Source organism: Roseivirga thermotolerans, from assembly GCF_014653175.1.
Lineage (GTDB): Bacteria > Bacteroidota > Bacteroidia > Cytophagales > Cyclobacteriaceae > Roseivirga > Roseivirga thermotolerans.
In genome coordinates, this window is sequence record NZ_BNAG01000001.1 from 367,168 (window position 1) to 393,743 (window position 26,576).

Annotated in this window: 24 protein-coding genes; 5 read left to right on the plus strand and 19 right to left on the minus strand. The window is 44.5% G+C overall.

Going from position 1 to position 26,576, the window contains the following annotated elements; genetic code table 11:
• Window positions 1-53: 53 nt before the first annotated feature.
• The 12 genes from IE164_RS01660 to IE164_RS01715 all read right to left on the minus strand — a co-directional run bounded on the left by IE164_RS01660 (window position 54) and on the right by IE164_RS01715 (window position 14,816).
• Window positions 54-1,277: a sensor histidine kinase gene (locus IE164_RS01660; RefSeq protein ID WP_189628447.1), complete on the minus strand. Its 1,224-nt coding sequence runs from the start codon at window positions 1,275-1,277 to the stop codon at window positions 54-56.
• A 281-nt stretch (window positions 1,278-1,558) separates the two neighbouring features.
• Entirely contained in the window at window positions 1,559-3,085 is a 1,527-nt protein-coding gene (locus IE164_RS01665; protein WP_189628448.1) for a hypothetical protein, read from the minus strand.
• An 11-nt stretch (window positions 3,086-3,096) separates the two neighbouring features.
• Window positions 3,097-5,985, minus strand: a complete 2,889-nt coding sequence (locus IE164_RS01670; protein ID WP_189628449.1) for a TonB-dependent receptor — start codon at window positions 5,983-5,985, stop codon at window positions 3,097-3,099.
• Between the two features lie 333 nt (window positions 5,986-6,318).
• Window positions 6,319-7,641 carry an ABC transporter permease gene (locus IE164_RS01675; protein WP_189628450.1) on the minus strand — a complete coding sequence of 441 codons (1,323 nt, stop codon included), beginning with the start codon at window positions 7,639-7,641 and terminating at the stop codon, window positions 6,319-6,321.
• Window positions 7,638-8,546 carry an ABC transporter ATP-binding protein gene (locus tag IE164_RS01680; RefSeq protein ID WP_370298736.1) on the minus strand — a complete coding sequence of 303 codons (909 nt, stop codon included), beginning with the start codon at window positions 8,544-8,546 and terminating at the stop codon, window positions 7,638-7,640. Before IE164_RS01680 ends, IE164_RS01675 begins: the two co-directional genes overlap by 4 nt.
• Before the next feature lie 153 nt (window positions 8,547-8,699).
• Window positions 8,700-9,587 (minus strand): toast rack family protein, encoded by an 888-nt coding sequence (locus IE164_RS01685; RefSeq protein WP_189628451.1) that lies wholly within the window; start codon window positions 9,585-9,587, stop codon window positions 8,700-8,702.
• 254 nt (window positions 9,588-9,841) lie between these two features.
• Window positions 9,842-10,951: a molecular chaperone DnaJ gene (gene dnaJ / locus IE164_RS01690; protein WP_189628452.1), complete on the minus strand. Its 1,110-nt coding sequence runs from the start codon at window positions 10,949-10,951 to the stop codon at window positions 9,842-9,844.
• 1 nt (window position 10,952) lies between these two features.
• Complete coding sequence (locus IE164_RS01695) at window positions 10,953-11,531, minus strand: nucleotide exchange factor GrpE (protein WP_189628453.1); 579 nt, start codon at window positions 11,529-11,531, stop codon at window positions 10,953-10,955.
• 107 nt (window positions 11,532-11,638) lie between these two features.
• A complete protein-coding gene (gene obgE / locus IE164_RS01700; protein WP_189628454.1) occupies window positions 11,639-12,634 on the minus strand; it encodes a GTPase ObgE in 996 nt (331 codons plus the stop codon).
• Window positions 12,635-12,728: 94 nt separating this feature from the next.
• A complete protein-coding gene (locus IE164_RS01705; RefSeq protein WP_189628455.1) occupies window positions 12,729-13,304 on the minus strand; it encodes an adenylate kinase in 576 nt (191 codons plus the stop codon).
• A gap of 43 nt (window positions 13,305-13,347) precedes the next feature.
• Entirely contained in the window at window positions 13,348-13,878 is a 531-nt protein-coding gene (gene hpt / locus IE164_RS01710) for a hypoxanthine phosphoribosyltransferase (protein ID WP_189628456.1), read from the minus strand.
• A gap of 14 nt (window positions 13,879-13,892) precedes the next feature.
• A complete protein-coding gene (locus IE164_RS01715) occupies window positions 13,893-14,816 on the minus strand; it encodes a M20/M25/M40 family metallo-hydrolase (RefSeq protein WP_189628457.1) in 924 nt (307 codons plus the stop codon).
• A gap of 78 nt (window positions 14,817-14,894) precedes the next feature.
• Here IE164_RS01715 and upp point away from each other — a divergent pair, with 78 nt between their 5' ends.
• Genes upp through IE164_RS01730 form a run of 3 tightly spaced genes read left to right on the plus strand, consistent with a single transcriptional unit; the run spans window position 14,895 to window position 16,940 of the window.
• A complete protein-coding gene (gene upp / locus IE164_RS01720) occupies window positions 14,895-15,542 on the plus strand; it encodes a uracil phosphoribosyltransferase (RefSeq protein ID WP_189628458.1) in 648 nt (215 codons plus the stop codon).
• A gap of 5 nt (window positions 15,543-15,547) precedes the next feature.
• A complete protein-coding gene (locus IE164_RS01725) occupies window positions 15,548-16,486 on the plus strand; it encodes a calcium/sodium antiporter (RefSeq protein WP_189628459.1) in 939 nt (312 codons plus the stop codon).
• Window position 16,487: 1 nt separating this feature from the next.
• On the plus strand, window positions 16,488-16,940 hold the full coding sequence (locus IE164_RS01730; RefSeq protein WP_189628460.1) for a hypothetical protein: 453 nt from the start codon (window positions 16,488-16,490) through the stop codon (window positions 16,938-16,940).
• Between the two features lie 285 nt (window positions 16,941-17,225).
• Here the strand turns inward: IE164_RS01730 and sdaAA are convergent, their stop codons facing one another.
• Window positions 17,226-18,131: an L-serine ammonia-lyase, iron-sulfur-dependent, subunit alpha gene (gene sdaAA / locus IE164_RS01735; protein ID WP_189628461.1), complete on the minus strand. Its 906-nt coding sequence runs from the start codon at window positions 18,129-18,131 to the stop codon at window positions 17,226-17,228.
• 308 nt (window positions 18,132-18,439) lie between these two features.
• Between sdaAA and hemE the strand changes: the two genes are divergently transcribed.
• Both hemE and IE164_RS01745 read left to right on the plus strand, forming a co-directional pair.
• Window positions 18,440-19,489: a uroporphyrinogen decarboxylase gene (hemE, locus tag IE164_RS01740; protein WP_189628462.1), complete on the plus strand. Its 1,050-nt coding sequence runs from the start codon at window positions 18,440-18,442 to the stop codon at window positions 19,487-19,489.
• A gap of 240 nt (window positions 19,490-19,729) precedes the next feature.
• Entirely contained in the window at window positions 19,730-21,049 is a 1,320-nt protein-coding gene (locus tag IE164_RS01745; protein ID WP_189628463.1) for an amidohydrolase, read from the plus strand.
• An 8-nt stretch (window positions 21,050-21,057) separates the two neighbouring features.
• Here the strand turns inward: IE164_RS01745 and IE164_RS01750 are convergent, their stop codons facing one another.
• From IE164_RS01750 to IE164_RS01775, 6 genes are all read right to left on the minus strand, one after another.
• On the minus strand, window positions 21,058-22,284 hold the full coding sequence (locus tag IE164_RS01750) for a hypothetical protein (protein ID WP_189628464.1): 1,227 nt from the start codon (window positions 22,282-22,284) through the stop codon (window positions 21,058-21,060).
• 3 nt (window positions 22,285-22,287) lie between these two features.
• A complete protein-coding gene (locus IE164_RS01755) occupies window positions 22,288-22,587 on the minus strand; it encodes a hypothetical protein (RefSeq protein ID WP_189628465.1) in 300 nt (99 codons plus the stop codon).
• 86 nt (window positions 22,588-22,673) lie between these two features.
• Complete coding sequence (locus IE164_RS01760; RefSeq protein ID WP_189628466.1) at window positions 22,674-23,927, minus strand: hypothetical protein; 1,254 nt, start codon at window positions 23,925-23,927, stop codon at window positions 22,674-22,676.
• 133 nt (window positions 23,928-24,060) lie between these two features.
• The gene (locus IE164_RS01765; protein WP_189628467.1) at window positions 24,061-24,384 is read right to left on the minus strand and encodes a cupin domain-containing protein; all 324 of its coding nucleotides are present in this window, start codon (window positions 24,382-24,384) and stop codon (window positions 24,061-24,063) included.
• On the minus strand, window positions 24,384-25,379 hold the full coding sequence (locus IE164_RS01770; protein WP_189628468.1) for a bifunctional heptose 7-phosphate kinase/heptose 1-phosphate adenyltransferase: 996 nt from the start codon (window positions 25,377-25,379) through the stop codon (window positions 24,384-24,386). The genes IE164_RS01765 and IE164_RS01770 overlap by 1 nt, the downstream gene beginning before the upstream one ends.
• Complete coding sequence (locus IE164_RS01775) at window positions 25,380-26,576, minus strand: pyridoxal phosphate-dependent aminotransferase (protein ID WP_189628469.1); 1,197 nt, start codon at window positions 26,574-26,576, stop codon at window positions 25,380-25,382.

Sequence of the window (26,576 nt, forward strand, 5' to 3'; positions counted from 1 at the left end):
ACTTTTAAACCAAAAGGTTATGTTGAAAATAGAGGGCTTAATTTGAGAGCTTTCTACGCCCTCAAAAGAATACGAAATGTAGTTCCAATATCTATCTGAGAGGACTTTACAAAAATCTTTCCCTGATGGTAATTTTCAATAATTCGCCTGGCTAGGGCCAGACCTAAACCCCATCCTCTCTTTTTGGTGGTATAACCCGGCTTAAACACATCGTTCAGCTTGCTTTTGGGTATGCCCTTTCCATTGTCTGAAATATCTACAAACACCTCATGAGTAGAATCGCGACCAATCACCACCTTAATTTGACCAATGCCACTCATAGCGTCTACTCCATTTTTCACTATGTTTTCTACCACCCATTCAAACAAAGGCTTGTTTATTTGGGCCATAAGGTTGGGTTCTTTTGCCTCTATGCTCATGTGCACCTTAGACGACAAACGGGGTTTAAGATACGCAAGGCAATGATCTATAACCTGCTCTACAGGCTCGGATTTTAAAACCGGCAAGGAGCCAATGTTAGAAAATCTGGCGGTTATTCGTTCCAGACGTTCAACATCTTTGTCCAATTCCTGCACAAGTTCTTGTTTGTCTTTCAGCTCGGGCATAGCTTTGAGGTATTCTAACCAGGCCATTAATGACGAAAGTGGCGTACCCAACTGGTGGGCCGTTTCTTTAGCCATTCCCACCCAAACCCTGTTCTGTTCGGCCCTGCGGCTATAAGAAAATGCCAAATAGGCGATAAACGCAAATATGGCAATCACACTCAGCTGTATGTACGGATAGGCTCTCAGCTGCCGCAAAATATAGGAGTTGCGGTAGTAAACGTATTGTATATCGGCCAGACTACCATCTGTGGCATTGCGAACCATAATAGGGAAAGGTTCATTTTCGCGCTTCATTTTCTCAAGCGTCTTCTCCAACTGCCGCTCTCGTTTATAGATAGAAGCCGTAGAATCAACAACATTTCTGGAGAGCAATATTTCTTGCGAGGCGGAGTCGACCAGTATCACAGGCAAGGTGTTGTCGGGGGTAATAATGTTGGAAGAGATGAAAGTAAGCGCAGATTCATCGACCAGAGAGGAGCCTGAAAACTCAACGGCCTCTGCCCAAAGCTTTATTTTTTCCTCCTCTCCTTTTTTTAGGCGATCTACCAACTCATTGGTGTATACTATTGAGCCTGTGCCAATAATAATGGCCACCAAAAGTATAAACCATTTGATTTTAGACTGATTGGTGTAAAAGTCGATCTTCAATGAACCTTTAAAAGGGTTATGCATACAGGAAAGTAATGAAAATATGCATTTCGAAAACGTTCAGGAGCAGGGCATGTTTTAAGAAGTAGCATTTTTAACAATCCCCAAATCGGTTTCAATTGATAAAACTTCAGCAAAACCTTGCTGGTCAGTGGCTATTAACTCACCTACGGCCTAAAAAAAGAAAGAGGCTGTCTCAAAGCTCCAAAATTTGCTATTCTAAACTTGTCTACCCGCAGACAGGCAAGTTCAGGGTGACGCTCAACCGGCTTCTGAGACAGCCTCTTTTTGATTATTCTGTTGAATTAGTTTCCTGAAGTGGCTGCCCTTATTGGAGTACCCTTGTAGGCATTAGGGTCTACATTTTTTAAGTCTCCTCCAAAAGTAGTTTCTAATGTTTCTATAAGTATCGAAGTCATTAGGGCATTTCCTCTTGGGTTAAGGTTTAGTCCATCGGCCGAAAATATGCCGAACTTGGAAATACCGGGAAAGAAATTCACCCCTTCAATATCTACTCCATTAGGCTTTCTGTTGAGCAATAGGTTGAGACCCTCATAGAGCTTCTCATAATAGGCATGTGTATCGATGAGAGCCAATCGGCCATTAGACTGAGCTACTTTGTTGGCTATTACCTGGTTATAGGCTGCAATTCGGTTGGTTATGAGTTCAATATCTTCTTCTTTAAGATACTCCTCCTCGCTAAGTGCATTGCCTGGCAAATGACCTTTGGTGGTTCTCAAAAAGTTTTCTGCGGGATAGAACACACGCTCTTCTCTCTTCAGATGCCTTACTTTAGGTATGGGCTGCCCATTAGAATAATACGCTTCCGGTAAGTCTTCATCGATAACCAAAATACCCCAATTGAACTCTCGGTCTGCTGCAAAATCCAAATAAGGTCTTCTGTCTTCAAACGGGATATTCGGATTCTGTCGATAATAATTATCAAGGCTCTGATTGTATTGGGAAGCCTCGCTTCTTATTCGGTTAAGTTTGGGCGTACCTTTCACGTATGGAGTAAGGTCGAACCTTAACTCTATGAAGTAGGGCAGCTTGAGCAGGTCGGGCAGATTGAAAACAGCCCCTTTGGTATTGGGGTTTGCCTGCAGGAAGGCATCTACCACCTCATTGAACTTACTTTCGAAAAGAGCTACGGAAGGCATGTCTCCCGGATTATAGTTGCTGGCGTCTGTCAACGATGCAGCCCCCTCTGCTCCCTTCATGGCGTAGGCCAATACATCTTCATAGCCCAGATTGAGTACAAAGAATGTAGGGTCTTGGGCTACGGCAGCCTGAACCACCGATGTATTGCCCACATTGAATGATGCGATGAACGGGTTGGAAGTATTGGTCTCTGTTAAATCCAGTAACTGTGCCTTAGGAAAAGAAAAGTTTAATATCTCTCCACCGGCATTGTTATAGGCAAAGGCCTCGCCTTCTGTAGTTGTCCGCTTAAAATCGGTAGTATCAGCAGTTGGGTAAAACAAGTCGTATTGCCCCACCGTTTCGCTCAAAAGTGTATTCTCATATATGTTAAATCCATTAGTGCTTTCTACGGCAGGCGAAAAGTTCTGCCAGTTGGCACTGCTGTTTCCCTCAAAATGATTTAGAAAAACCTGTGGCAAAGAGTATTGAGCAAATTCTGTGGTTAAGGCACCATTGTGTACACCACTCAGTAGAGTACCTCCTACAAAAACGGTTTTAGAAATGTCGGCACTCTCGAGCTGGCCAACGGTTTCTTCCGGAGGCTCAGGAAATTCATAGCTGCAACTACCCACTACCAAAAGCAAGGCTATAGCTGCTAAAATATTTCGGTTCATTTTAATTGTTCTCATTGCTCAGCACTTTAGAATGGATCAAACCCAAAAGACAAATAATAGAATGCGGTAATCTCCGGACCGCCAAATGCATTGAACTGTGCATTGTTGAGCACATTATTTCCACCAAAACGAATGGCCCCATAAATCTTCGGAATTCTGTAGGTCATCTGAAAATCGAAAGTATTGTAGCCCGGTATACGGCCGTCTACAAAGTTGCTTTCCCAATCGTAAGCCGAACGATACCTCCAGGAAACTTTGCCTCCGAAGTTCTTACTTATCCGGTCGTGACCAAGGGTGAGGTTAAGCTTGAAAGACGGTGTATTAAAACCGGGGGTAAGTGGGTCGTCAGTGTTCTGAATTATGTTGGCAAAAGTAGTATTGACCACAAAGTTGGTCCCTTCATCGCTGGTTACATCATAAACCAGTTCAAGCCCCTGAGTAATAATTGCGTTTCTGGAGTTGTCAGAAACATAGTATTGATCGCTTGTACCAGGGTTGTTGGCTTGCTCTGCCGCCAAAGTCAAGTCGGTAAGCGGACTGGTCCTTGGCTTAATTACCCGGGTAACTCCAATAAAATTACGGTAGTGGTTAACGTATAAAATAGCTTCGAACAAGCGTTTGGACTCTACCAAACTCCTGAAGCCTACCTCGAAACTGGTAATGGTTTCGGGCTTTATGCCATTGAACTGATCAGTACCTATAATTCCATCTTCCAGAATGCTCAGGTAGCGGTATTTCAGACTTTCTACATTGACCTGCCCATTGGGTTGAGCCAGTATTCTGTTAATCTCACTTCCTATGGCCTGATTGTATTTATTGAGTGCGCTTTCTAAAAAAGCATTGTTCTGTAGATCGTACTGATCGACTACCTCGGGCAAGCCTCCTACAATGGTGAGGTCTCCAAGGTTCTGGTTAAAGAACTGCTCGCGGATGTTTGGCAAACGTTGACCGCGCTGCAGGGAGCCACGCACAAAGGTATTGGGCTTAATTTCTCTTACTGCCGAAATACGCTGGCTGGTAATGATGTTAAAGTTCTCGTTTTTATCTACCCGCAAAGAAGCAGTAGCATCGGTGCGGCTGTCTATCTTATGGCTCATTTCTGCAAAGGCTCCATACTCAAAGTTAGTTACGTCATTGCCAATACTATCTGTAAAGATGGTCCCTCTCGACTCCGGGTCATACATTCTGGCACTGGCACCTACTTCGAAAGAATCGAAAAAGTCTTCCCAGGCATTGAGCTTAGCACTGGCCTCTACGTGATACAATCTTGACTTATCGAAAATCCTGGCTCCGTTTCGCGGATCAATGGAGTTAATGACTACCTGACGCAGCGAATCAAACCGCTCTGTACCCGGTTTGTACCGGCTCTCATAGCCACTGCCTCCGGGAAAACCCGAGTCTGCTATATTTCTCACGGTTTGGTAATTGCCTCTTCCGGCAATGTAAAGGTTTCTGTATTGGTTATACCAGGCAGCATCGGGTTTAGCTGTCTGAATCATTACTTCGGCCAGCCGCCCAACATTGTAGGTATTTCCGGCATCTTGCATGGTGGTATACCCTCTAATATTGAACTTCTCGTTGGTTACTTCCACCTTATGTTGCTGAATCTCAAAGTCACGCAGGGCTATTCGATCGTCTCCGGTAATCATGGTTGAAGCTTTGCCAAAAAAGGAAGCCATCACCAATTCAGTCTTAGGGGTAAGTTTAACGTGAAGTGAACCATTAAGCTTTATGTTCTGTGCGTTATAGTTCACCAGGTCTTCTTCTCTGTATCCTTTGCGGGTCACGAAAAAGGCCGTATCTCTTAAGGAAACCTGTGTAAGGCCATCCATATTGGGTGGGGTTACCCTCACTGGTACAACCAAAAGTGCCGCTCTATCGTCTCCATAATGGTTAACCACATTGATACTCTGGTTGCTTATGGAGTGGGTATCTTCAAATGCAGCTCCAGGGCCAATATTATCATAGTTCACAGCCTTAAAGTCTACCCCCGAAAGCACTGAGCCGTTCACTTTAAAGCCTACTTTGTTTTTTATAGCATTAGCATAGCGAAAGGATGCTTCTCCTAAAAAGTCGGTTCCAAGGCTAATAAAGCTCTGATCGTACGGATCAGAACCTAAAGTGGCTCCTTTCACCTCAAAACTCAACCCACGATAATCAAAAGGATTTCTGGTACGCATATCCAGCACACCGTTAAATGCTCCTGGACCATATTTAGAAGTGGTTGGGCCGGGAATAAGCTCTACCGACTCAATGTCCAGTCCACTGGGGCCCACAATATTGCCAAGCGAAAAGCCAAGCCCCGGTGCCTGACCATCAATTCCATCAGTAAACTGTCTGAAGCGAAGATTGGTATTGGAATTAAACCCTCGGGTATTAACGGTATTAATTACTATACTCTGAGTAGCCACATCCACACCTTTGAGGTTAACCACGGCATCATAAAAATTGAATGAGGCTGTATTGGTGAGCTCCTTCACGGTCAGCTTTTCAATTTGAATAGGAGACCGGAGCTCCTCTTCGGTTATTTTTTCGGCCGAAAAAACCATTTCTTGTAGCACCACATCGCCCGGCTCCAACTGAATAATGAGGTTTTGCTCGGCTTTCACCAGGTTTATCTGCTTAGGCAAATAACCTACTGAAGTAATTTCGAGAGTTACCGGAAACTTAGATATGGCCAGGGTAAATAAGCCGTTCTCATCGGCCGAAACACCAACTCTTCTATTGGCATATTCCGGCCCAATTAGCTTAATACTGGCGTAGGGCACAGAAGCCTTGGTCTCTTCGCTCACTACTTTGCCCGATACCAACTGCGCCCAGCTCTGGTTTTGCATGAGCAAACCACAAAAAAAGAGCGCAATACAAAGAGAGAAGCGAGAGGCAAACGGCAGTTTAAATTGCAGTAATTTCTTCACTTTAATTAGTTCTTAGTCTTAGGATAGTTGTTCAATATTGCTGAAAATTAGCGTATTAGATAAGATTATTGATGAGTTGCCAAATTTTAATTTAGGCGGAAACAGAGCGACTTTCTCATGGCACATATTCCTGAAGTTAAGCTGAGTTTTGGTTAATAATTATAGTACACAACGCACTTTCTGTGGTTTGAAACACAGGGAGTAAAAAAATTTGATCAACGGTTACTTAAGAACTCCTTCAGACACTGGTGCATTCACAAAAAGGAAAAGGCTATCGGGAGTAAATTTCTACTTCCCAGATAGCCTTTTCTTGGATGATACAATAAGGGGTGGTTACACCTTCATGGTAAACCACTTTTTCATAATCTTCCAGTTTACTTTTACTCCATACATCAGAATTCCAATTCTGTAAATTCTTCCTGCCACATAAATGGCACCTACAAAGCCGGCAATAAGCAGTACCATAGACAAAGCCAACTGCCAATCGGGAACACCAAATGGTATTCTGGCCATCATTATAATTGGTGAGGTAAACGGAATTAAAGAAAGGGTTATGGCCATTCCGCCATTGGGATCGTCTAGCACAAAGAACATGGCCATTATAGAGGCAATAATGGGTATTACTATTGGGAACATAAACTGCTGTGCATCTTGCAGGCTATCTACAGCAGAGCCCACTGCCGCATAAAGCGCTCCGTAGAGAAAGTATGCTCCAAGAAAATAAAAAAGAAAGCACAGTAGAATCTTGGTTACGGGCACCGTGGCAATCATGGCAGTTATTTTGGCAGCCATTTCCTGCTGTTGAGTAAGGGCCTCTTGAGGAACCTGCTGCGAAGCCGCCTCCATGAGCACATCACTGTTTCCCGCCAAAATACCCAAGCCTACCGTAGAAAGTGTAGCAATGAGCACTATCCAAATGAGCAACTGAGTGAAGCCCACAGCTCCCACTCCAAGTACCTTGCCCATCATAAGCTGAAAAGGTCTTACTGAAGAAACAATTACCTCAACAATACGGCTGGTTTTTTCATCAAGAACGGATTGCATAATCTGCGATCCGTAAACGAATATGAACATGTAAATGAGAAAGCCGGTACCATAGCCAATGGCAAAGCTTAAACCACTGTTACTTTCTTTGGCTTCCCCTTCTTCTGTAATGTTATATGTCGTAAGGTTAGCGTTTACCTGAAGCTTACTGATAATGTCCTGATCCAACCCTGATCTTTGAAGTTTCAGATCTTCCAGGCGGGTTTCAATAGAACGCTCCAGACGTTCCATGGTGCGAATGCTTGGATTGGTTTCTGAGTAAAACTGAAAACCTTCAAACCGAGTTACTGAAATGTCAGACAAATCGAGCGATGGAATGTAGAGCAACCCAAAAGCGCCCTCCGTCTGAAAGGTTTTCTTTCGCTCTTCAAGGTCTCCGGTAACATAGGTAAAATCATAGCCACTGGCATCGAATACCTCTGAGAAATAGCCGCTCTCATCTAATACCAAAATCTCATCGTGCCGGGAGTCTTTGTCTTTGGTTGAGAAATAGACAATGGCAAAAATTATGGTTGGCAATACCAGCGGTGTCAGAAGGGTGGCCAGAAGAAACGACTTCTTTTTAACCCGAGTTAAATACTCTCTTTTAAGTACTAAGAAAATCTGTTTCATGATTGACCTCCTTTTACAATGTTGATGAATATATCGTTGATTGATGGAATGATTTCCACGAAGGAGTGGACTTCTATTTTGTTGATGAGCTCTTTAAGCAATTCGTTGGGCGACTCTCCATTTTTAGATTCAATTATGGCCTTATTGAGCCCCATATCTGACACCTCCTCTTTGAGTACGGAAAGGCTAACACCCGACTGAAGGGTTCCTTTAAAGGTTACCTCATACTGATTGAGTTTATAGGAGTTTCGGATATCGTTCTTAGGACCATCCAGTATTTTCTGTGATTTATTGATAAGCGCAATATGGTCGCACAGCTGTTCAACAGATTCCATTCGGTGGGTGGAGAAGATTACGGTAGCACCTTTTTCTCTAAGCTCAAAAATTTCGTCTTTTATGAGATTGGCATTTACCGGGTCGAAACCTGAAAAGGGCTCATCTAAAATAAGTAATTGAGGCTCGTGCAACACAGTGGCTATAAACTGAATTTTTTGTGCCATACCTTTAGATAGGTCTTCTACCTTTTTGCCGGCCCAATCGTATAATCCGAGCTTATCGAGCCAGAATTTAATTCTCCTTTTTGCTTCAGGGGTAGACAACCCTTTGAGCTGAGCCAGATAGAGTAACTGCTCCCCTACCTTCATTTTTTTGTATAGCCCTCGCTCTTCGGGCAAATATCCTATTACGCCAATATGTTTGGGTTCAAGCTTTTCTCCGTTGATCAAAACCTGACCTTCATCGGCCATAATTATTTGGTTAACAATACGAATGAGGGTTGTTTTTCCTGCCCCATTGGGACCTAGCAAGCCGAATATTGACTGCTTAGGAATGCTAATGCTAACGTCATTGAGGGCAGTATGCTCTGCATACCGCTTGGTGACATGATTGGCCTCTAAGATGTTCAAAATTGTTGAGTTTTAGTTGGAATAAAAGTTAGTACCTTTTGAGTGCTTACCCTAAAAAGCCCAATCTAATTTGAACAAATAAGAAGAACTGACACAGATGAATAGCGTAAGCGGAATATCTTACCGCTTGGTGGCATATGGTGTTTGCGAATATCAGTCGTTGGTAAAGACCACACTGCCCATGGAGAGATCTATATTGAATGTAAGAATGTTTTGGGCTCCTGTATTATAGCCGGGGCTCACAAATACGTTTTCACGAACTTTTTCGTATCCTGAAGGAAGCTTAAGCTTTCTGTAGGAGGTATCTTTCATTCGAACAATTACTGGAACTTCGTTAGAAGGCAGGTTAATGGTTAGGCTTCCGGCCCCCACTCTGGCCCATATATCACTCGAAACCTGAGGTTGTTCTTCAAAGTCCAGTACCAACGAACCAAAACCCACTTCGGCCAGAATACTTCTTGCACGAGCCAAGTCAAGGCGTTCAATTTCAACATCTCCTAAGTCTACAGACACCATGAAAGTATCCATTTCCATACGGTTTTGAACTTTGGAGAGATAGCCAACTTTTACATGGGCATTACCGGAAGTAATACGGCAGTCTTCTACGGCAATATCGGAGAGGTCTATATATGCCTTACCTACGCCATAGTTCAAATCGAGCCTGTATGGCCTGAAATCGGTAAAGTAAATGTTCCAGTAGTTTTCCTCATCGGTAGTCTTCTTACCGAATATTTTGGAGAGTTTGGCACCAAAACCTTCGTTTCCGTTGTCTTTTAAGCTAAGCCAGGTGTGCAGGGTACTGCCCTCCATGCGCTGTCCGAAATCGGAAGAAATGTAGTCTTCATTGTGATGCCCCATAATATTTATGGGTAATTCACCCAGCCGGGTTCTTATTTCGCAGGTACCGGAAGATGCTTTGAGCAGAAAGTTAACTTTCTCGCACGCTGGGTTTGCTTCTACAGTAAAGTGTTTCTTTGTCTGTGCCAGCCCTTCAATTCCAACTGCTCCTATAATGGCCAACAGAAAAAGTATTTTTTGCATGCTCTTGCTTACGGTTTGTTTAAACGTTGGGTTGCAATCAATTACAAACCGAATAATACGGGAATTACCTGAAAATAGTTAGAAGTTTTTTGTGGGGCTAAAAAAAGCAACCTGTCATTCCTGAGTTGGAGGGAATCTACATAGAAAAGAGGCTGTCTCAAAAGCCGCAAAGCTCGTCATTCTGAACTTGTCTACCGACAGGCCAGTTCAGGGCGACACACACCTGGCCTTTGAGGCAGCCTCAATATAATACGTTAAAAGAACTCCTTAATCTTCTCGAAGAAGCCTTTTTCTCCTTTTCCCGGATTAGGCCTGAAGTTATCGGAGTGCCTTAGTTTTTCCAGAGTTTCCGTTTCCTCCTTCGATAGGTTTTTGGGAGTCCAAACATTTACATGAATGAGTTGGTCTCCTTTGCCGTAACCATTAATATCTTTTATCCCTTTGCCACGAAGACGTAAAATTTTGCCACTCTGAGTGCCCGGGTCTATTTTAATTCTCACTTTACCGTCAATTGTGGGCACCTCCATACTGCCACCGAGGGCAGCATCTATAAAGCTCACGTACAGGTCATAAACCACATTGTTGCCGTCTCTTTTGAGCTGCTCATCTTCTATTTCTTCAATTACAATGAGCAAGTCGCCCGGAGCTCCCCCACCGGGGGCCATATTTCCTTTGCCCGACATAGACAACTGCATGCCTTCGGCTACACCGGCCGGAATTTTAATAGGAATAACCTCCTCTTTCATTTCCAGTCCGGTACTATCTACACCCGGAGGTCTTTTATCGATGGTTTGTCCTGAACCGTTGCAGGTATGGCAAGTGCTGGCCGACACCATTTGGCCAAGCATAGTATTTACTACTTTCTTCATTTGGCCAGAGCCTCCACAGGTACTACAAGTTTTGTAGGTTACTCCTTCGGCATTGACCAAACGGTTTACTTTTATCTTCTTCTCAACACCGTTGGCTATTTCATCGAGGGTGAGCTTTAGTTTAATGCGCAGGTTGGTGCCTTTTCGCTGTCTTCGGCCTCCGCCTCCTCCAAAGAAACTTTCAAATGGACTTCCCCCGCCAAAGATATCTCCAAACTGGGAGAAGATATCTTCCATATTCATGCCGCCACCGGCTCCACCAAAGCCACCACGCATACCTTCATGGCCAAATCTGTCGTATTGAGCTCTCTTTTCTTTGTTGCTCAAGACTTCATAAGCTTCGGCAGCTTCTTTAAACTTTTCTTCCGCCTCTTTATCGTCCGGGTTTTTATCCGGGTGATATTTTATTGCCATCTTCCGATAGGCCTTCTTTAGCTCATCGTCAGTAGCATTTTTGCTTACGCCCAGTATTTCGTAGTAGTCTCTTTTTGCCATATTAAGCTCCTATCACCACTTTAGCGAAACGAATTACCTTGTCTCCCAGATAGTATCCTTTCTCTACCGTGTCTATAATTTTACCTTTCAATGATTCGTCTTCCACCGGAAACTGTGTTACTGCCTCATGTAAATCGGCATCGAAATCGGTTCCCTTTTCTGTCTCCATTACCTTCAACCCTTTAGACTCGAGGGCCTTAAAAAGCTTGGATGAAATAAGGTCGAAACCTTCTTTAAGCACTGCCACATCTTCCTGATTTTCGTTGGCCTTTTTCGCTCTTTCAAAATCATCTATTGTTGGCAGAAGTTCCTTAATAAGATCGGAAGAGGCCGTTGAAATTAACTCTATTCTTTCTTTGGCGCTTCTTCTTCTAAAGTTCTCGAACTCTGAATATAGCCTTAGGTATTTGTCTTTGGCTTCATCGAGTTCTATAGCGAGTTTCTCCTCTGCCGAAAGTTCTTGTTCCTGCTCATTTTCCTGTTCCTTCTCGGCTACAGCTTCTTCAGTGGCAGTTTGCTTTTCAGCTTCCAATACTTCGTTCTGTTCTTGCTTATTATTCGCTTTCTTTTCCTTTGCCATTGTTTACTTTGATAAACCGCGTGCGGTGGTACAATTTTTTTGCCAAGCCCGTGAAAGGTGTCAATATGGCATAAAGCCTTTATTAGGGCAAAGACTCCGTTGTCAGGTTAGGCATTAAGCCTCTTCCAGATGAGGTCTTTGAGCTGCTGTAATCCTTGCTGGGCCACTGAAGAAATGAACACACTTTCTATGTCTTTGGGGAGAAGCTCCTCCATTTCATTCATCATTTGCTCATCGAGCATATCGCATTTGGAAATGGCCAGTATTCTTTCTTTATCGAGCAGTTCGGGGTTGTACTTCTTCAGTTCGCCTAGCAGAATGTCATACTCCTTTTGAATGTCAGTGGCATCGGCAGGAACAAGGAAAAGAAGGATCGAATTTCGTTCTATATGTCGAAGGAAACGAATTCCCAGGCCTTTTCCTTCGGCTGCTCCTTCTATAATACCCGGAATGTCGGCCATCACAAAAGACTTATGGTCTCTGTAAGACACCACGCCCAGATTGGGCACGAGGGTAGTGAAAGGATAATCGGCAATTTCCGGCTTGGCCGCAGAAAGCACCGAAAGCAGTGTTGACTTTCCGGCATTGGGGAAGCCAACCAGTCCTACATCGGCCAGAAGTTTTAGCTCCAATACACAGAGAGCCTCTTCTCCCGCTTCTCCTGGCTGAGCAAAACGGGGGGTCTGATTGGTCGCTGTTTTGAAATTTTCGTTGCCCAGGCCTCCACGACCTCCCTGAAGAAGGATTCTTTCTTCTCCATCTTCGGTAATTTCGAACAGAACCTTTTCTTCCGGTTCTACAGTCTTGGCCACAGTACCCAGCGGTACATCGAGAATTATGTCGGCTCCATCGGCACCCGTACTTCTTTGTCCTCCTCCGGGCTGACCGTGTTCGGCAAATACATGTTTTTGATACCGCAAGTGAAGCAGGGTCCACATTTGCTTGTTGCCACGTAAAATAATATGGCCTCCCCGGCCTCCATTGCCGCCATCGGGGCCTCCCTTAGGAACGTGCTTTTCTCGTCTGAAATGTACCGAGCCGGCACCTCCATTGCCCGACTTACAATAAAGCCGTACGTGATCGATAAAATTGGAACCTGCCATTGATTGATTTATTCTAATATACAGACTTACTCTCAGATGCTCTAGGGGTACCTGCATTGCCCCTCATCACCCAAACGAGTAAGGTCTTTACTGCCTATCGAAGGGCCTCTATGGCTGACGATATCTCTTCAAAGATTCCGTCAATGGTGCCTACCCCATTTATTTTGCTGGCCTTACCTTGTTTTTCGTAGAATTCTGCAACCGGTAAAGTTTTGTTGAGATATTCCTGAATTCTTACGTTTATCTTTTCTTCATTCTGGTCGTCTGCCCGGCCAGAGGTTTTTCCTCTTTCCAACAATCTTCTCTTTAACTCATCTTCAGGCACATTCAGCATGATCATCTGATCGATCTTTGTGTTGCGGTTTTTCAAAAGCTCGTCAAGAGCCTCGGCCTGAGCCACAGTTCGGGGAAATCCATCAAAAATAAAGCCCTTAGCATCGCTATTGGCATTTAAGAAGTCATCGACCATACCAATTACAACCTCATCGGGCACAAGTTTTCCATTGTCCATATAAGACTGTGCTTTCTTACCAAGATCGGTCCCCTCGCCCAGATGTTTTCTGAATAAATCGCCTGTAGATATATGTTTAAGTTGGAAAGTATCAATGATTTTCTGACTCTGCGTTCCCTTACCCGCGCCCGGAGGGCCAAACAAAACTATGTTAATCATGAAGATTGGTTTTTTAGAAAGGCACAAATATAAAGCATAATCACTAGTCGAGCCTCAATTGATAGATATCTTTGAGATTTCTCCCTAAACCATCATAGTCGAGTCCGTAGCCAACCACAAATTTCTCAGGAATCTCAAACCCAACGTATTTAACGTCTACTTCTCTTTGTAAACATTCGGGTTTCAGTAAAAGCGATGCCACCTCTACACTGGCCACTCCGGCTTGCTCAAGTTGATGAATAATGCCTTCCATGGTAATACCGGAGTCTACAATATCTTCTACCACCACCACGTGTCGATCTTTTACGGACTGACTTAAGCCCAAAAGCTCTCTGGCTTTTCCGGTACTTTGCATACCGGCATAAGAGGCTACCTTTATAAAGGTGATTTCGGCCGGAATATTTACTTCTTTGAGCAAATCGGAGGCAAACATAAACGAGCCGTTTAACACTCCTATAAACAGGGGACATTTATCGGCATAGTCGGCCGATATGCGCTCTGCTAAATCGGCAATTTGACTTTGAATTTGATTGGAAGAAATAAACAGCTCAAACTGTTTGTCGTGAATGATCATTCGGGTGGTGGGTTTTACAGGCGTTTCATTAAAGTTGAATATAACTGAATCATGCTCACAATATCGCTTTTATGTACCAGTTCATCGGGACTGTGTACATTATCTTCTGGTGCGCCTACAAAGCACCAGTCGATGGGATAAGGCGAGGCTTGGAGCTCTTTGCCATCGCTGCCCCCGGCTCCTTCTACCTCTAACTGGTATGGAATACCCGATTCTTCGGCCAACTCGATGATACGATTGACAAAAGACCTTCTGGGAATACTGCGGTCTCGCATAGATATAGCCACTCCCTGGCCATGCTCTACTCCTTCGGTTATCCAGGTAATGTCTGAAATAAGGGCCTGAGTAACCCCCCACTTTTCAACCATATGCCTGGCCAAATAAGACACCGAACCTCCTCCGTGTTCTTCCCAACAGCTAAAAATTATGAGTCCGTCTTCTAGTGTTTCGGCAACCTTGAGTGCATTGAACACCCCGAGCCGGTTATCGAGATAGCACGATTGTACATATTCTTCTGACTCTCTAAAGTCGCACTTAAATACGAGTTCTGTACCGCGCTGTATACCCCTGGCAAATTTATAGTGCAGGTCTCCATCATTTTCTACCAGCTCACACTCAATTGGGCCAAGTGCATCTTCTCCAACCAGCTTATAGCCTGTTTCGGCCTTAGGCCCCCCAATAGGCACTAGCTGGTCTTGATAGCGAACCGTAAAGCCAATGCTATCCATATGGGCATATATGGCTGTTCTTGGTTTTCCAAACTTTAGAATAAGGCAATCTTGAAATTCCGGACCATGAATTATCTCCGGCTCTACTTTCCAGAAAGATTTATTTTTCTTCACGTATTTGAGAAGAAAGTCTTTCATGGCTATCTCATTGCCTGAAGGGGCATGTATCCGGCAGAGTTGGTGAAGCAAGGAATAATCGAGCTTATGCATGGTGCAAAATTAGGACTAGCCGTAAGATTATTGGTCTGACGCTGAATAAAAGTATAAATTGCCGCAGATTTTAGGCTCATGTTTATTCTAGACAGGCAAAACTCTATCGCCAACCAATATTTAGCCGAGATACGCCATGTAGGGAGTCAGAGCGATATGCTCCGCTTTCGCCATAACATGAAGCGCCTGGGGCAACTGCTGGCTTACGAAATTTCTAAAACACTTCTTTACGAAACCCGCCCCATTGAAACTCCTTTGGTGAAAAGCCAAGCTCATTTTTTGGCCGATCAGGTGGTGGTGATAAGCATTCTGAGGGCAGCCCTCCCCTTTAGCCAGGGTTTTCAAGATGTATTTGATTCGGCTGAATTTGGTTTTATTGGCGCGGCCCGAAAACCTCATTTGGCCAATGAACCGGTTGAGGTAGCTCTGGACTATTTGGCGGCTCCCGACCTCAACAATAAAGTAGTGGTAGTGGTTGATCCTATGTTGGCCACCGGAAAATCGATTGTAAAAAGCATAGACCATTTGTTGCAAAATGGCACACCTAAAAAGCTACACATTGCCACTATTATTGCAGCACCAGAAGGAGTGGACTATCTGCAGAGGGAACTCAACACTCCATACGACCTATGGTCATGTGCCCTTGATGAAAAACTCAACGAAAAGTATTATATCGTGCCCGGATTAGGAGATGCCGGAGACCTGGCCTTTGGCCGGAAACTGTGAGTTGAATGCTGTTGGATATTATTGTACTTGTTCTTGGTTTGGTACTGCTGATTGCGGGCGGAGACTTTCTGGTAAAGGGAGCATCGAGAATCGCACTCAGGTTTAACGTGAGTGCCATGGTTATTGGGCTCACTATTGTGGCCTTTAGCACTTCTGCCCCTGAGTTGCTGGTGAGTCTTAATGCTGCTCTCAAAGAGGCTCCTGATTTTGCCATGGGCAACGTGGTAGGCTCCAACATTTCTAACCTTGCCTTGGTGCTGGGCGTTGCCTGTCTGTTTGGCTATATACCCATTCACCGAGGAACAGCCACCAGAGACTGGCTCACAACCATGGTTGCCAGCATTTTACTCTATCTGTTTGTACTCGATCAGAAATTAACCTCATGGGAGGGTGGAATACTCTTTGGTTGCCTGGTGATTTACCTTATTGTTCTACTCATCAAAACCAAGAAAGATCAGGTGAAGCTGGATTATACCATTGAGCCGGACAAAGACACGACTTTTGAGAAATTTAAAGACCTTCTTTTATTAGCCATTGGAGGAGCCTGCCTCTACTTCGGCTCCAACTGGTTTATTGATGGTGCGGCAGACATAGCCACTGATCTTGGGGTTTCTCAGCGTATTATAGGACTCACCATATTGGCTATTGGCACAAGTTTACCGGAGCTTTTTACCTCGGTAATTGCTGCCAAAAAAGGAGAAACGGACTTGGCTCTGGGCAATTTACTTGGGTCCAATATCTTTAATATACTCTCCATTCTTGGTATCACAAGCATGATTCATCCGCTGGATGTTAACCAAATCATTATTTCTAGCGACATGCTGTGGATGCTCGCAATAAGCTTGGGTATTTTGCCGCTTATGCTACTTCGCAAAAGACTGGGAACACCTTCCGGCATCATCTTGTTGCTCTTTTACGTTACTTACCTGGTGACGATTTTGTAGTATGTTGGCAACCCTTATCAATTATTTGTGGCTTTACTTTCTGGCCTGCCTAAAATCCATTCTGCCCCCTTTGCTCGGGCCAGCCTTTGGGCTTAGCAACCTGGAAATTATTGTAATTACGGTAGCCGGATTGATGACCAGTGTGGTGCTTTTCAACTTTTTAGGAGAGCGGATTAAAGCTCAGGTTATCCCCATCTTTATTAAAAAGCCTAAGAAGTTTTCGCCAAAGAGCCGTAGAATGGTCAGAATATGGAGAAAGTATGGTATAGTTGGGGTGTGCTTTCTTACCCCACTTGTTCTTTCCCCACCGGGTGGGGCACTTCTTGTGGCCACGGTTGGAGCGCCACGCAGACAAGTATTTCTCTATATGCTAATCTTTGGGATTTTTTGGGCGGTTGTCTGGACCTTCTCGGTAGACTGGTTAATCCAAATTGGTTTGGTGGGTAAACGTTGAAAGGTTGCACGGTTGAGAAGCAATGAAATAGAGGGTTTAAAATAACCTGAGTTCGATGTAAGGAAGTAGTAAAATATTCCCTCTTAGGACGTCATTGCGGAATTTTCCTCTGAAAACTTCACATACGCAAAGGAAAATATCCGCAATCTCATTTGGGCTCTGTTCAGATACCGGATAAAACAGGCCTTTTTGAGAGCTTAAGACCTGTTTTTCCGGCATGACGTTCTTTTCTTACGTCAAATTCAGGTTAAAATAACAACCAAACAGATCTTACCCCTTGCAACTCTATTCCTGGTCTTCGTCAGGAAGCATCTCAATGTCTTGAATGAGTACTCTTTTGGAAATTGCCTGTCCGGTTGTTGTGGCCGCCAAGCCGCCCAAAGCGGTTTCCTTATAGCGGGTTTCCATGCTTTGCCCCACTTCCCCCATTGCTTCCACGCACTCATCTACAGGAATTACTCCGCTTACATCGGCCAAGGCTATTTGTGCCGAGCTATTGGCAATAGCAGCCGCACTGGCATTTCGAACCACACAAGGCACCTCAACAAGCCCCGCCACCGGATCGCAAATAAGGCCCAACATACACTGAATAGTAATGGCCACTGCATTGAACACCTGATCTACCGAACCACCCAGGCAATATACCATGGCTCCGGCCGCCATGGCGGCCGCACTACCGGTTTCGGCCTGGCACCCCCCCACCGCTCCGGCAATAGAGGCTCGCTTTTCCATAATGAGGGCAATTCCTGCACTCACCAGCAGCCCCTCGTGAATCTTACGATCATCTACTCCATGAAGCTCCTGAAAAGTGACCATAACCCCGGGTATTATACCAGAAGCTCCTGCTGTTGGGGCTGCAACAACGCGTCCCATGCAAGAGTTTACCTCTTTGGCCGCCAGAGCTCGTGAAATAAGTACCTGAAACTCTTTAGAAAGGAGAGGCTTAGGATAGTTGAAAACCTTCTTTGCACCATTGTTGATCATTCCCGAGCGAGAAGTCATGTCTTGAGTGAGACCGGTTTGCACGGCCTCTTTCATTACGGTATAGGCGTTGGCCAGGCCATCCCAAATTTTCTCTTCGCTGGCTTCTTTTTCAGATACTTCATACTCTATAACAGCCTGATGCAAGGGCATTTGGTGTTGCTCACAATACTGTTTCCAGCCTTTAAAATCTTCAAACAAAAAGCACATGGTTTCCTCCTTTGTCACAAAGCTAACGAATAGATAGCAAACGATTGAATAATGGGCACCCAGTCGGTCCCGGAGATTGTTCGCTAGCCGTCTTCCATAAGAAAAGATACAGTTCATTCACCAGCCCAACTGAGTATGACAGCAGGGGCTACTTACTATCGGAAACAGAGCATCCTTTTGGTTTTCCGTAAACCCATTCTCAAACACTGCCAACCAGACGCAACCCTATGGAAACGGTAAGCTCTACCAAGCATTGAAGAATTGAAAAACGCGGCTTTACTAGCGGAAACAATTTCTATCTTTGCGGCATGGAATTACAGAACGATCTACTGATCAGAGCGGCAAAGGGTGAAAAAGTTGAGCGGACACCGGTTTGGTTGATGCGTCAGGCAGGTAGAATCTTACCGGAATACAGAGCAGTACGCAACAAACTTAGCGGATTTATTGAGCTGGCTCAAACGCCCGAGCTCGCTGCGGAGGTAACCATTCAACCAGTAGATATTCTTGGTGTTGATGCTGCTATTATTTTCTCCGACATTCTGGTAATTCCGGAGGCCATGGGACTACCCTACGAAATGGTGGAAAAAAAGGGACCAAGGTTCCCCAAAACCATCTCTACCGATGAAGATCTAAAGGCGCTCAAAAAAGCTGATGCCAAAAGCGACTTAGGTTATGTGCTGGAAGCCATTAAAATCACCAAAAAAGAACTTAATGGCAGAGTGCCTTTAATCGGCTTTGCCGGTGCTCCATGGACAATTTTTTGTTACATGGTAGAAGGACACGGAAGTAAAACCTTCTCCAAAGCAAGGAGAATGCTCTATAACGATCCGCTAATGGCTGATCAGTTGTTGAAGCTAATAACCGACTCTACCATTGAATATTTGAAAGCCCAGATTGAAGCCGGGGCCGACCTTGTGCAGGTGTTCGACTCTTGGGCAGGCATACTGGGGCCAGAACAATACCAACGCTTCTCCATGAAGTACATTGCTGAAATTTGCGATGCGATTACCGAAGTGCCGGTTACGGTGTTTAGCAAAGGAGCGTACTTTGCCAGGTCTGAAATGCGTCACCTGAATTGTGAAACTATTGGGCTAGACTGGAACATGGACATTCAAAGCTCTCGCAGATTAATTGGCGAAAACAAAACCTTACAAGGTAACCTCGATCCGTGTGCTCTCTACGCTCCTGATATTGAGATTGAAAAGGCTACTAAGAAAATGCTCGATGAGTTTGGTACGGGCAGACACATTGCCAATCTAGGTCATGGGGTATATCCTGATATCGATCCGAACAAGGTAAAAGTCTTCATTAATACAGTGAAGGAATACAGTGCCAAGCTTAGGTCGGCTGAAATATGAGTGTCCTGAGCCTTCTGTTCATTACGATCCGTTAGCTTCTTCTGCCCAATTATTGAGCAGATAGAAGTCTCTGAATTAATTTCTGTCTTAGGCTTACTTGATTGTGGTAGTTGAATATGGTGCTTATGACGGCCGGAAAACCATCAACTATAAAATAACCCTAGACGAGGTATCAGTCCTCAATCCATAGTTTTCATCATCGAGAATTAAGTCCTATCTTCCTCATCAAAATTCCTTTTTATGAAGAAGATAATACCAGTCCTACTTTGCCTTTTAAGCTTATTCGCTACTTCAAATTCATTCTCTAACAACAACCCTGAGGAAAACGCTTTAGCCGATAAAGTACTGGAACTAGCAAAAAATGTTGAGCCTAAAGTGATTGAATGGAGACACTGGCTACACGAAAATGCAGAGCTTTCAAATCGTGAATTTAAAACCGCGGCTTATGTAGCCACACACCTCAAAAGCCTTGGGTTAGAGGTGCAAGAAGGGGTTGCCAAAACCGGAGTAATAGGTATTCTCAAAGGAGGAAAGCCCGGTCCGGTGATAGGGTTACGTGCCGACATGGATGGCCTTCCTGTAAAAGAACGGGTGGATTTGCCATGGGCTTCCAAGCAAATAGGAGAATATAATGGAGTGGAAGTTCCGGTAATGCATGCTTGCGGACATGATACCCATGTGGCTATTTTAATGGGAGTTGCAGAAGTGCTAAGCCAAGTGAAGAAAGATATTAAAGGCACTATCAAATTCATTTTTCAGCCTGCTGAAGAAGGAGCCCCTGCCGGAGAAGAAGGGGGTGCCGAACTCATGGTTAAAGAGGGCGTAGTCCAGGGTATGGATGTTATCTTTGGGTTACACATTAATGCACAAACCGAAGTAGGCAAAGTAAATTATCGCCCAAATGGAATTATGGCAGCCGTCAACAGTTTCGACTTACACATCAAAGGAAAACAAACTCATGGCTCCACTCCCTGGACAGGAGTTGATCCGATAGTAACGGCAGCACAAATCATTAATAATGCCCAAACTGTGGTGAGCCGAAGCCTGCCTCTTACCAAAGCAGCCGCAGTACTTAGCTTTGGCAAAATTGAAGGAGGTGTTAGAAATAACATTATTCCTGAAGAGGTGCATATGGTGGGTACTATTCGAACGCTCGATGCCCAAATGAGAGAAACACTGTTTGCTACCTTTGAGCGCATAGTAAAGAACACTGCAGCCAGCAATGGTGCTGAAGCTATCCTTACTATTAACAAAGGCTATCCGGTTACCTTCAACGACCCGGACTTAACGGCCCTTATGGCCGACACGTTTGTAGAAGTAGCCGGTGCCGAAAATGTGAATGCTTCTATGGATGCCATTACCGGAGCTGAAGACTTTTCTTTCTTTCAGGAACAAATACCGGGTTTGTACTTCTTTATTGGAGGAATGCCCAAAGGGCAAGATCCGGCCAAATCGGCACCTCACCATACACCGGACTTTTATGTAGACGACTCAGGTATGCTCACAGGCATACGACTTATGAGCCGTTTGGTGGTGGATTATGCGGAAAAGCAAAAGTAGCTTAGGGCTTACTTTTTACCCGTAACGCCCACTAAAGACTCTAAGTCGGCCAGCAGGCCAATGGTCAGGTTGCTATCGTCCAGATTGTTCACATCAACCTGGCCGTCACGATACTTGAACAAAGTCTTGAATGGCGATTTTGGTAACTCTACACCCAGGGCAACGCTGTAGTTGAGTCTGATTTTCTGCTCGGGATTGATTTTTTCGCTAAAGTCATAATAGGCGTTTGACTCCAGTATAATGGAATAATTGTCGAACACGGGAATGTTGTAATAAAGGTTGGCATAAACCTGACCAGAGAATTCATTTTCGCCATCGGCACCAATTCTCATGTTATCAAATTCCTTATAAATCTTTCCACCCACATTAAGCACAGGCTTCAGGCGTAATCGATTACTTCCGTAAGTCAGGTCTACCAAATTGTCGATTAGCTTTTCATAAGAAAAATTAAAGGCCATTCTCCCGCTTGTAAAGGTCTGGTTGCCCTCTACCCCAAACCGGGCCATCATTTGGGCATCGCTGGCTCCGGAAATATTGAAGTTGATCGGGTAAACATACAGGTAGTTCAACGAGTCTTTTGAGTTGGTACTTACTCTACCCTTTGCGTAAAAAACCAATGGTTTCTTATCGTTTCCTTTGCCTGAGCCAAGAGCATAACTCTGATGAAAACTGAAGTCGGCATTGAGTTCCAGCTTACCAATATCGCTTTCACTTTTAGGCGTAAAACTCCAGTTAAATGAGTTATTGGCATAGGCATATTCACCTCCCGAAGCAGCAAAGTACATATCCATAATACTCTCATTCATCTCGATTTTGCCTAATGATTGCTTCTCCAAATCGGGCTTGCTGATGGTATGCACACCGTTGGTCAGAATTAGTTTTATATCTGCTTTAGAACTCAGATACACATTGGCCTGAGTATTTTGAAGCAGAACGAGTTCATATTTGGAAATACCCGATATCTCTACTTGTATGTTTTTGTTCTGAAATCGTGTTTTCACCGCAATATCCGGATTCTGAAAAAGCTCCTTGCCATTGGCGTAGAATGCAAAGCTATTCTGAGTAGAATCGAAGTAGTGCAGCGTTTTTATTTGGTTGATATTAGCATCGATACCCAGATTGCCAATGAGAATATTGATTTTAGGTGGATTTGGAGTATCTACCACGGTTTGGAAAGTGTATTGTGCATGCGCCTGTACACACACAAACAACAGAAGTGCTATAAGCTTTTTCATGATTTACCTGGGGCCTGTGCTGTAATTATTAGAAACGTAGTCGATACAATCTTTCACCACAGACCAGCTTGCAAAGATGGTTGGGTTTAAGATGACATCGTACATGTATTGATGGTAGGTGGTGCCATCGTCCGTTACCGGAATAGCCTGAATATTGGACTTTATTTTATTGAGAAAGACACTTCTGTGAGTTGGCTGAAACCCATTGAAGCTAAAGTTTTCGAAATCACCGTCAAAGTCGCTCACAGCTTCCAATGCCGGCTTCACCACCTGGGATTTTACGATATCGCGTGTTAATGACATATGGTTGAAGTTTAATATTCTTTCAATTTAAGAAATAAAAGCAGAGTTATTGGCACAAGTTCTATACTCTCCAATGAAGCAGGAGGCTATATGGCTGCAGCTTCATTTTCCATGCGCCTGGCCACCAGGGTAGTCAGGCAACTGGCGCTGTTGAGCTGATCTTCCCAATACATACCATGTGCCCGAATGCCCGAAAGCATAATAAATCCAAGCAAGTTGAATCGCTTTTTAGGCAATACATTGAAGGGCAAGTTTTGTGGCAACAAGGCCTCAGCAGTTACCGATTGTTCGGCTTCTCCTTCCTGGTGGTCTTTTCTAAAATTTGAAGAGAGAATATCGGCTTGAGAATATATATTGTACCAGTGCCGAAGCGTAGTAGATTTAAACTCACGTTCTTGGTAATAGCTCTTCCAATAAAGCCTCACAAAATCGAAAGGACAGCCTATGGTTACCAAATGGGTCACCTTATCGGCAACTCTGAAGCTAGTAGCGCCCTTCATTGGAAAAAGTGTGTCCAAAGCCACCATAGTTCCAAAGCTATAGGCCATTACCGTCACCTGATCGTAGTTTTTATCTTCTTCGGCTACCTTTTCGAGAAGTTCTTCAAATTTACCCGTAAGGTTGAGCCGGTTATGTCCTGTGCTAAAGTATCGGATCATACACACCAGCTCGGTAGCCATTTCGGTTATGAACAATTTAAAATCGGGCATTACCAGATAAAAAAGTGCAAAAAACCCGATCAGGTATTCGGCTTTGCCGCGCATAACACCATATACCGAGTCTATAAACTGACCAAGCCTATTGTTCTCTATAAAGTCGTTGAATTGAGGTAGGGCTTTCAAGTCCACCATATCGCCAATGGCTACAGGAAATGAAGCCACCAACAGCAACCCAAAAGAGGCCAACAGGGCCAATATTGAAGCTGCATACAGAAATTGACCCGAGCTCCCTTCCGAAATACCACCTCTCCTTTTTACTATTCGCCTCAGTGTGTAATAAAACACTTTCGGCACATTTAAAAAGAGAATTGCGCTGAGTACAAAGGTTTTATGAATAAGACTGGTTTTCTTAAAACTGGCTGTTAGCTCTTCGATATAACTGAACTCGTAGATATCGATGACATGCCTACTTTCTTGTCCAAGTTGTTCGTGCACCGCAGCCACCTGCGCTTTGAGTCCACCATCAATACCAAAAGATTCTTCCCGAATTTTGATGGAGTACTTCTTTTTCTCGTTGGGCTCATTGATATCTACCGCTTTCACATATCGATGGGCAAAGCTTGCAAGTGACTGGTCGGTAAAGCTGGAACCCAAGCCCGGCATGTATATAATGGCCTCCATAATGAAAAAATTAGACCATAAATTAGGAAATTACCGTCAGGAAATACGCTGCGCCACCTTTATATTTTCGCACTTATCTACTGAAAATCAAAAGATTACCCGAATTAGGGTAGCGCTTACTATTTTAAAGCAACTACTGGTAGTCTTCTCTGGCCGGGCTAAAGACATCCAGTAATTGGCAGTCGGTTATGGCCCTTCCCGAATGTGTAGCATTAGAAGGTATAATGGCTACATCGCCTGCTTTCATTAGCTTGGTTTCCCCCTCAAGAGTTAGTTCAAACTCTCCTGAAATAACTTGTGCCGCCACTTGCTCGTGAACGTGTGAGTGTTCGGGCAATTCGCTCCCGGCCTTTATCTCCCAATAGGCCAAGGTCATGTTTTGAGTATGAATCATCTTGCCGGAAAAGCCGGGCAATAGTTCTTTAGATGGGATATCTTTTAGATTAATGAAGGGCATTAGCTGAAGATATTTTGTTCATTGGCCTCTTCCAGCAAATCGTCTTTATTGATTGGCACAACCCCTACATGTTCGCAAACCAAACCACCTCCAAGGTTGGCCAATGCGGCTGTTCTCCTGGCGTCTAATCCGGCTGCCAAGCCACAGGCCACAATGCTTATTACGGTGTCTCCGGCACCTGAAACATCCGATATCTGCCTAACATGGGCGGGTATCAGGTGGTTTTCTCCATTGTCTTTAATAAAAACTCCATGTTCTGAAAGGGTAACCATAATCATGTGTGCATTTAAGGCACTTTGGAGAGCCTGAGCGGCTGATTTAATGGAGTCAATGTCTTTGGGGTCTACATCTACTTTGAGCCCTTCTCTCAACTCCTTTAGGTTGGGTTTAAAGAGGGTAGCGCCCTTATAATCCAGAAAATTGCGCTTTTTAGGATCTACCACCGTTGGAATTCCCAACCGGTTGGCCTCACTAATGGTTTCGGCTATAATGGTCTTGTTAATGACTCCTTTGTCATAATCCTCAAAAATGACCACCTGGCACTCGGGCAAGAGATTTTTAATATGAGCTAAAAGGCTCTTCTGCTCAATCTCGCTCATGTCTTTGTCAGATTCCGTGTCTACCCGGAGCATTTGGTGAGAGCCGGCCAAAATTCGTTCTTTCACTGTAGTCACTCGTTCAGAACTGGTAATTACCCCTTTGTCGGGAATTCCCCTTTCCCGAAGTCGTTCTAAAAAGAACTCTCCATCGGGGTCATCTCCCACAATAGCGCAGGGAATGGGGGTGGCTCCTAAAGACTGCACGTTCAACGCTACATTGGCCGCGCCACCCAGTCGCTTTTCCTTACTTTTGGCCAATACCACCGGCACAGGTGCTTCAGGCGAAATGCGGCTTACCGAGCCCCAGATGTAGGAGTCTACCATAACATCGCCAATTACCAGTACCTTCAGTTTGCTGAAAGCTTCGAAAAGAGATTCTGCGCTATTAAAAGTCATTTATTGCAATTTAGCTAAAGTGGTTTTCATTCGGCTAATGGCCTCACGCAGCTCTTCTTCAGAAGCTGCATAGGAAAGTCGTATACAGTCAGGGTCGCCAAAGGCGCCTCCCGTTACCACAGAAACATGAGCATTTTCCAGAATGTACATGGCCAAATCATCGGCATCTTTTACCGTAGTTGTACCATCGCTCTTCCCAAAGTAGGCACTCACATCGGGAAAGAAGTAGAATGCTCCTTGCGGCATATTGGTTTTAAAGCCCGGTATTTGGTCTAAAAGTTCCTTCACCAGGTTTCTTCTTCTCAAATACTCTTTGGTCATTTGGCGGGTTGGCTCCAAATCGCTGGTAAGGGCAGTGAGTGCCGCACGCTGGGCTATTGAACAGTTGGCCGAGGTAAACTGCCCCTGGATTTTGTTACATGCTTTGGCCAGCCAGGTGGGAGCACCAATATAGCCCACTCTCCAGCCGGTCATGGCAAAACCTTTGGCCATACCATTTACTGTGGCGGTTCTCTCCAGCATTCCGGGCAGAGCTCCTATACTGGCATGGGCACCGGTATAGTTGATGTGTTCATAAATTTCGTCAGACACTACAACGAGGTTCTCGTGCTTGAGCACCACTTTGGCTATGGCCTCTAACTCGGGCTTGGTAAACACTGAGCCGGTGGGGTTGCAAGGCGAAGAAAAAATCATGGCCTTAGTTTTAGAGGTAATGGCTGCCTCGAATTGTTCGGCAGTTACCTTAAAATCGTTTTCTATTCCTCCTTTTACTAATACCGGCACACCTCCTGCCAGCTCAATCAGAGCCGAGTAACTTACCCAAAAGGGTGAAAAAACTACCACCTCATCGCCTTCATTGATGATGGCCTGAAAAATATTGGCTATAGACTGCTTGGCTCCATTGGAAACCACAATTTGGTCGGGCGTATAATTCAGTCCGTTTTCCTTCTTGAATTTCTCGGCAATTGCTTCGCGAAGATCCAGGTATCCATTTACGGGGGGGTATGCAAAATACTTTCCTTCATCGATGGCCTTTTTGGCTCCATCCTGAATATGCTGTGGTGTTTTAAAATCTGGCTCTCCCAAGCTAAGGCTAATTACATTGATACCCTTTGCTTTGTATTCTCTGGCCTTGGCTGCCATGGCCAACGTGGCCGACTCGGCCATGTTTTTAATGCGGTCTGAAACAATGTTCAT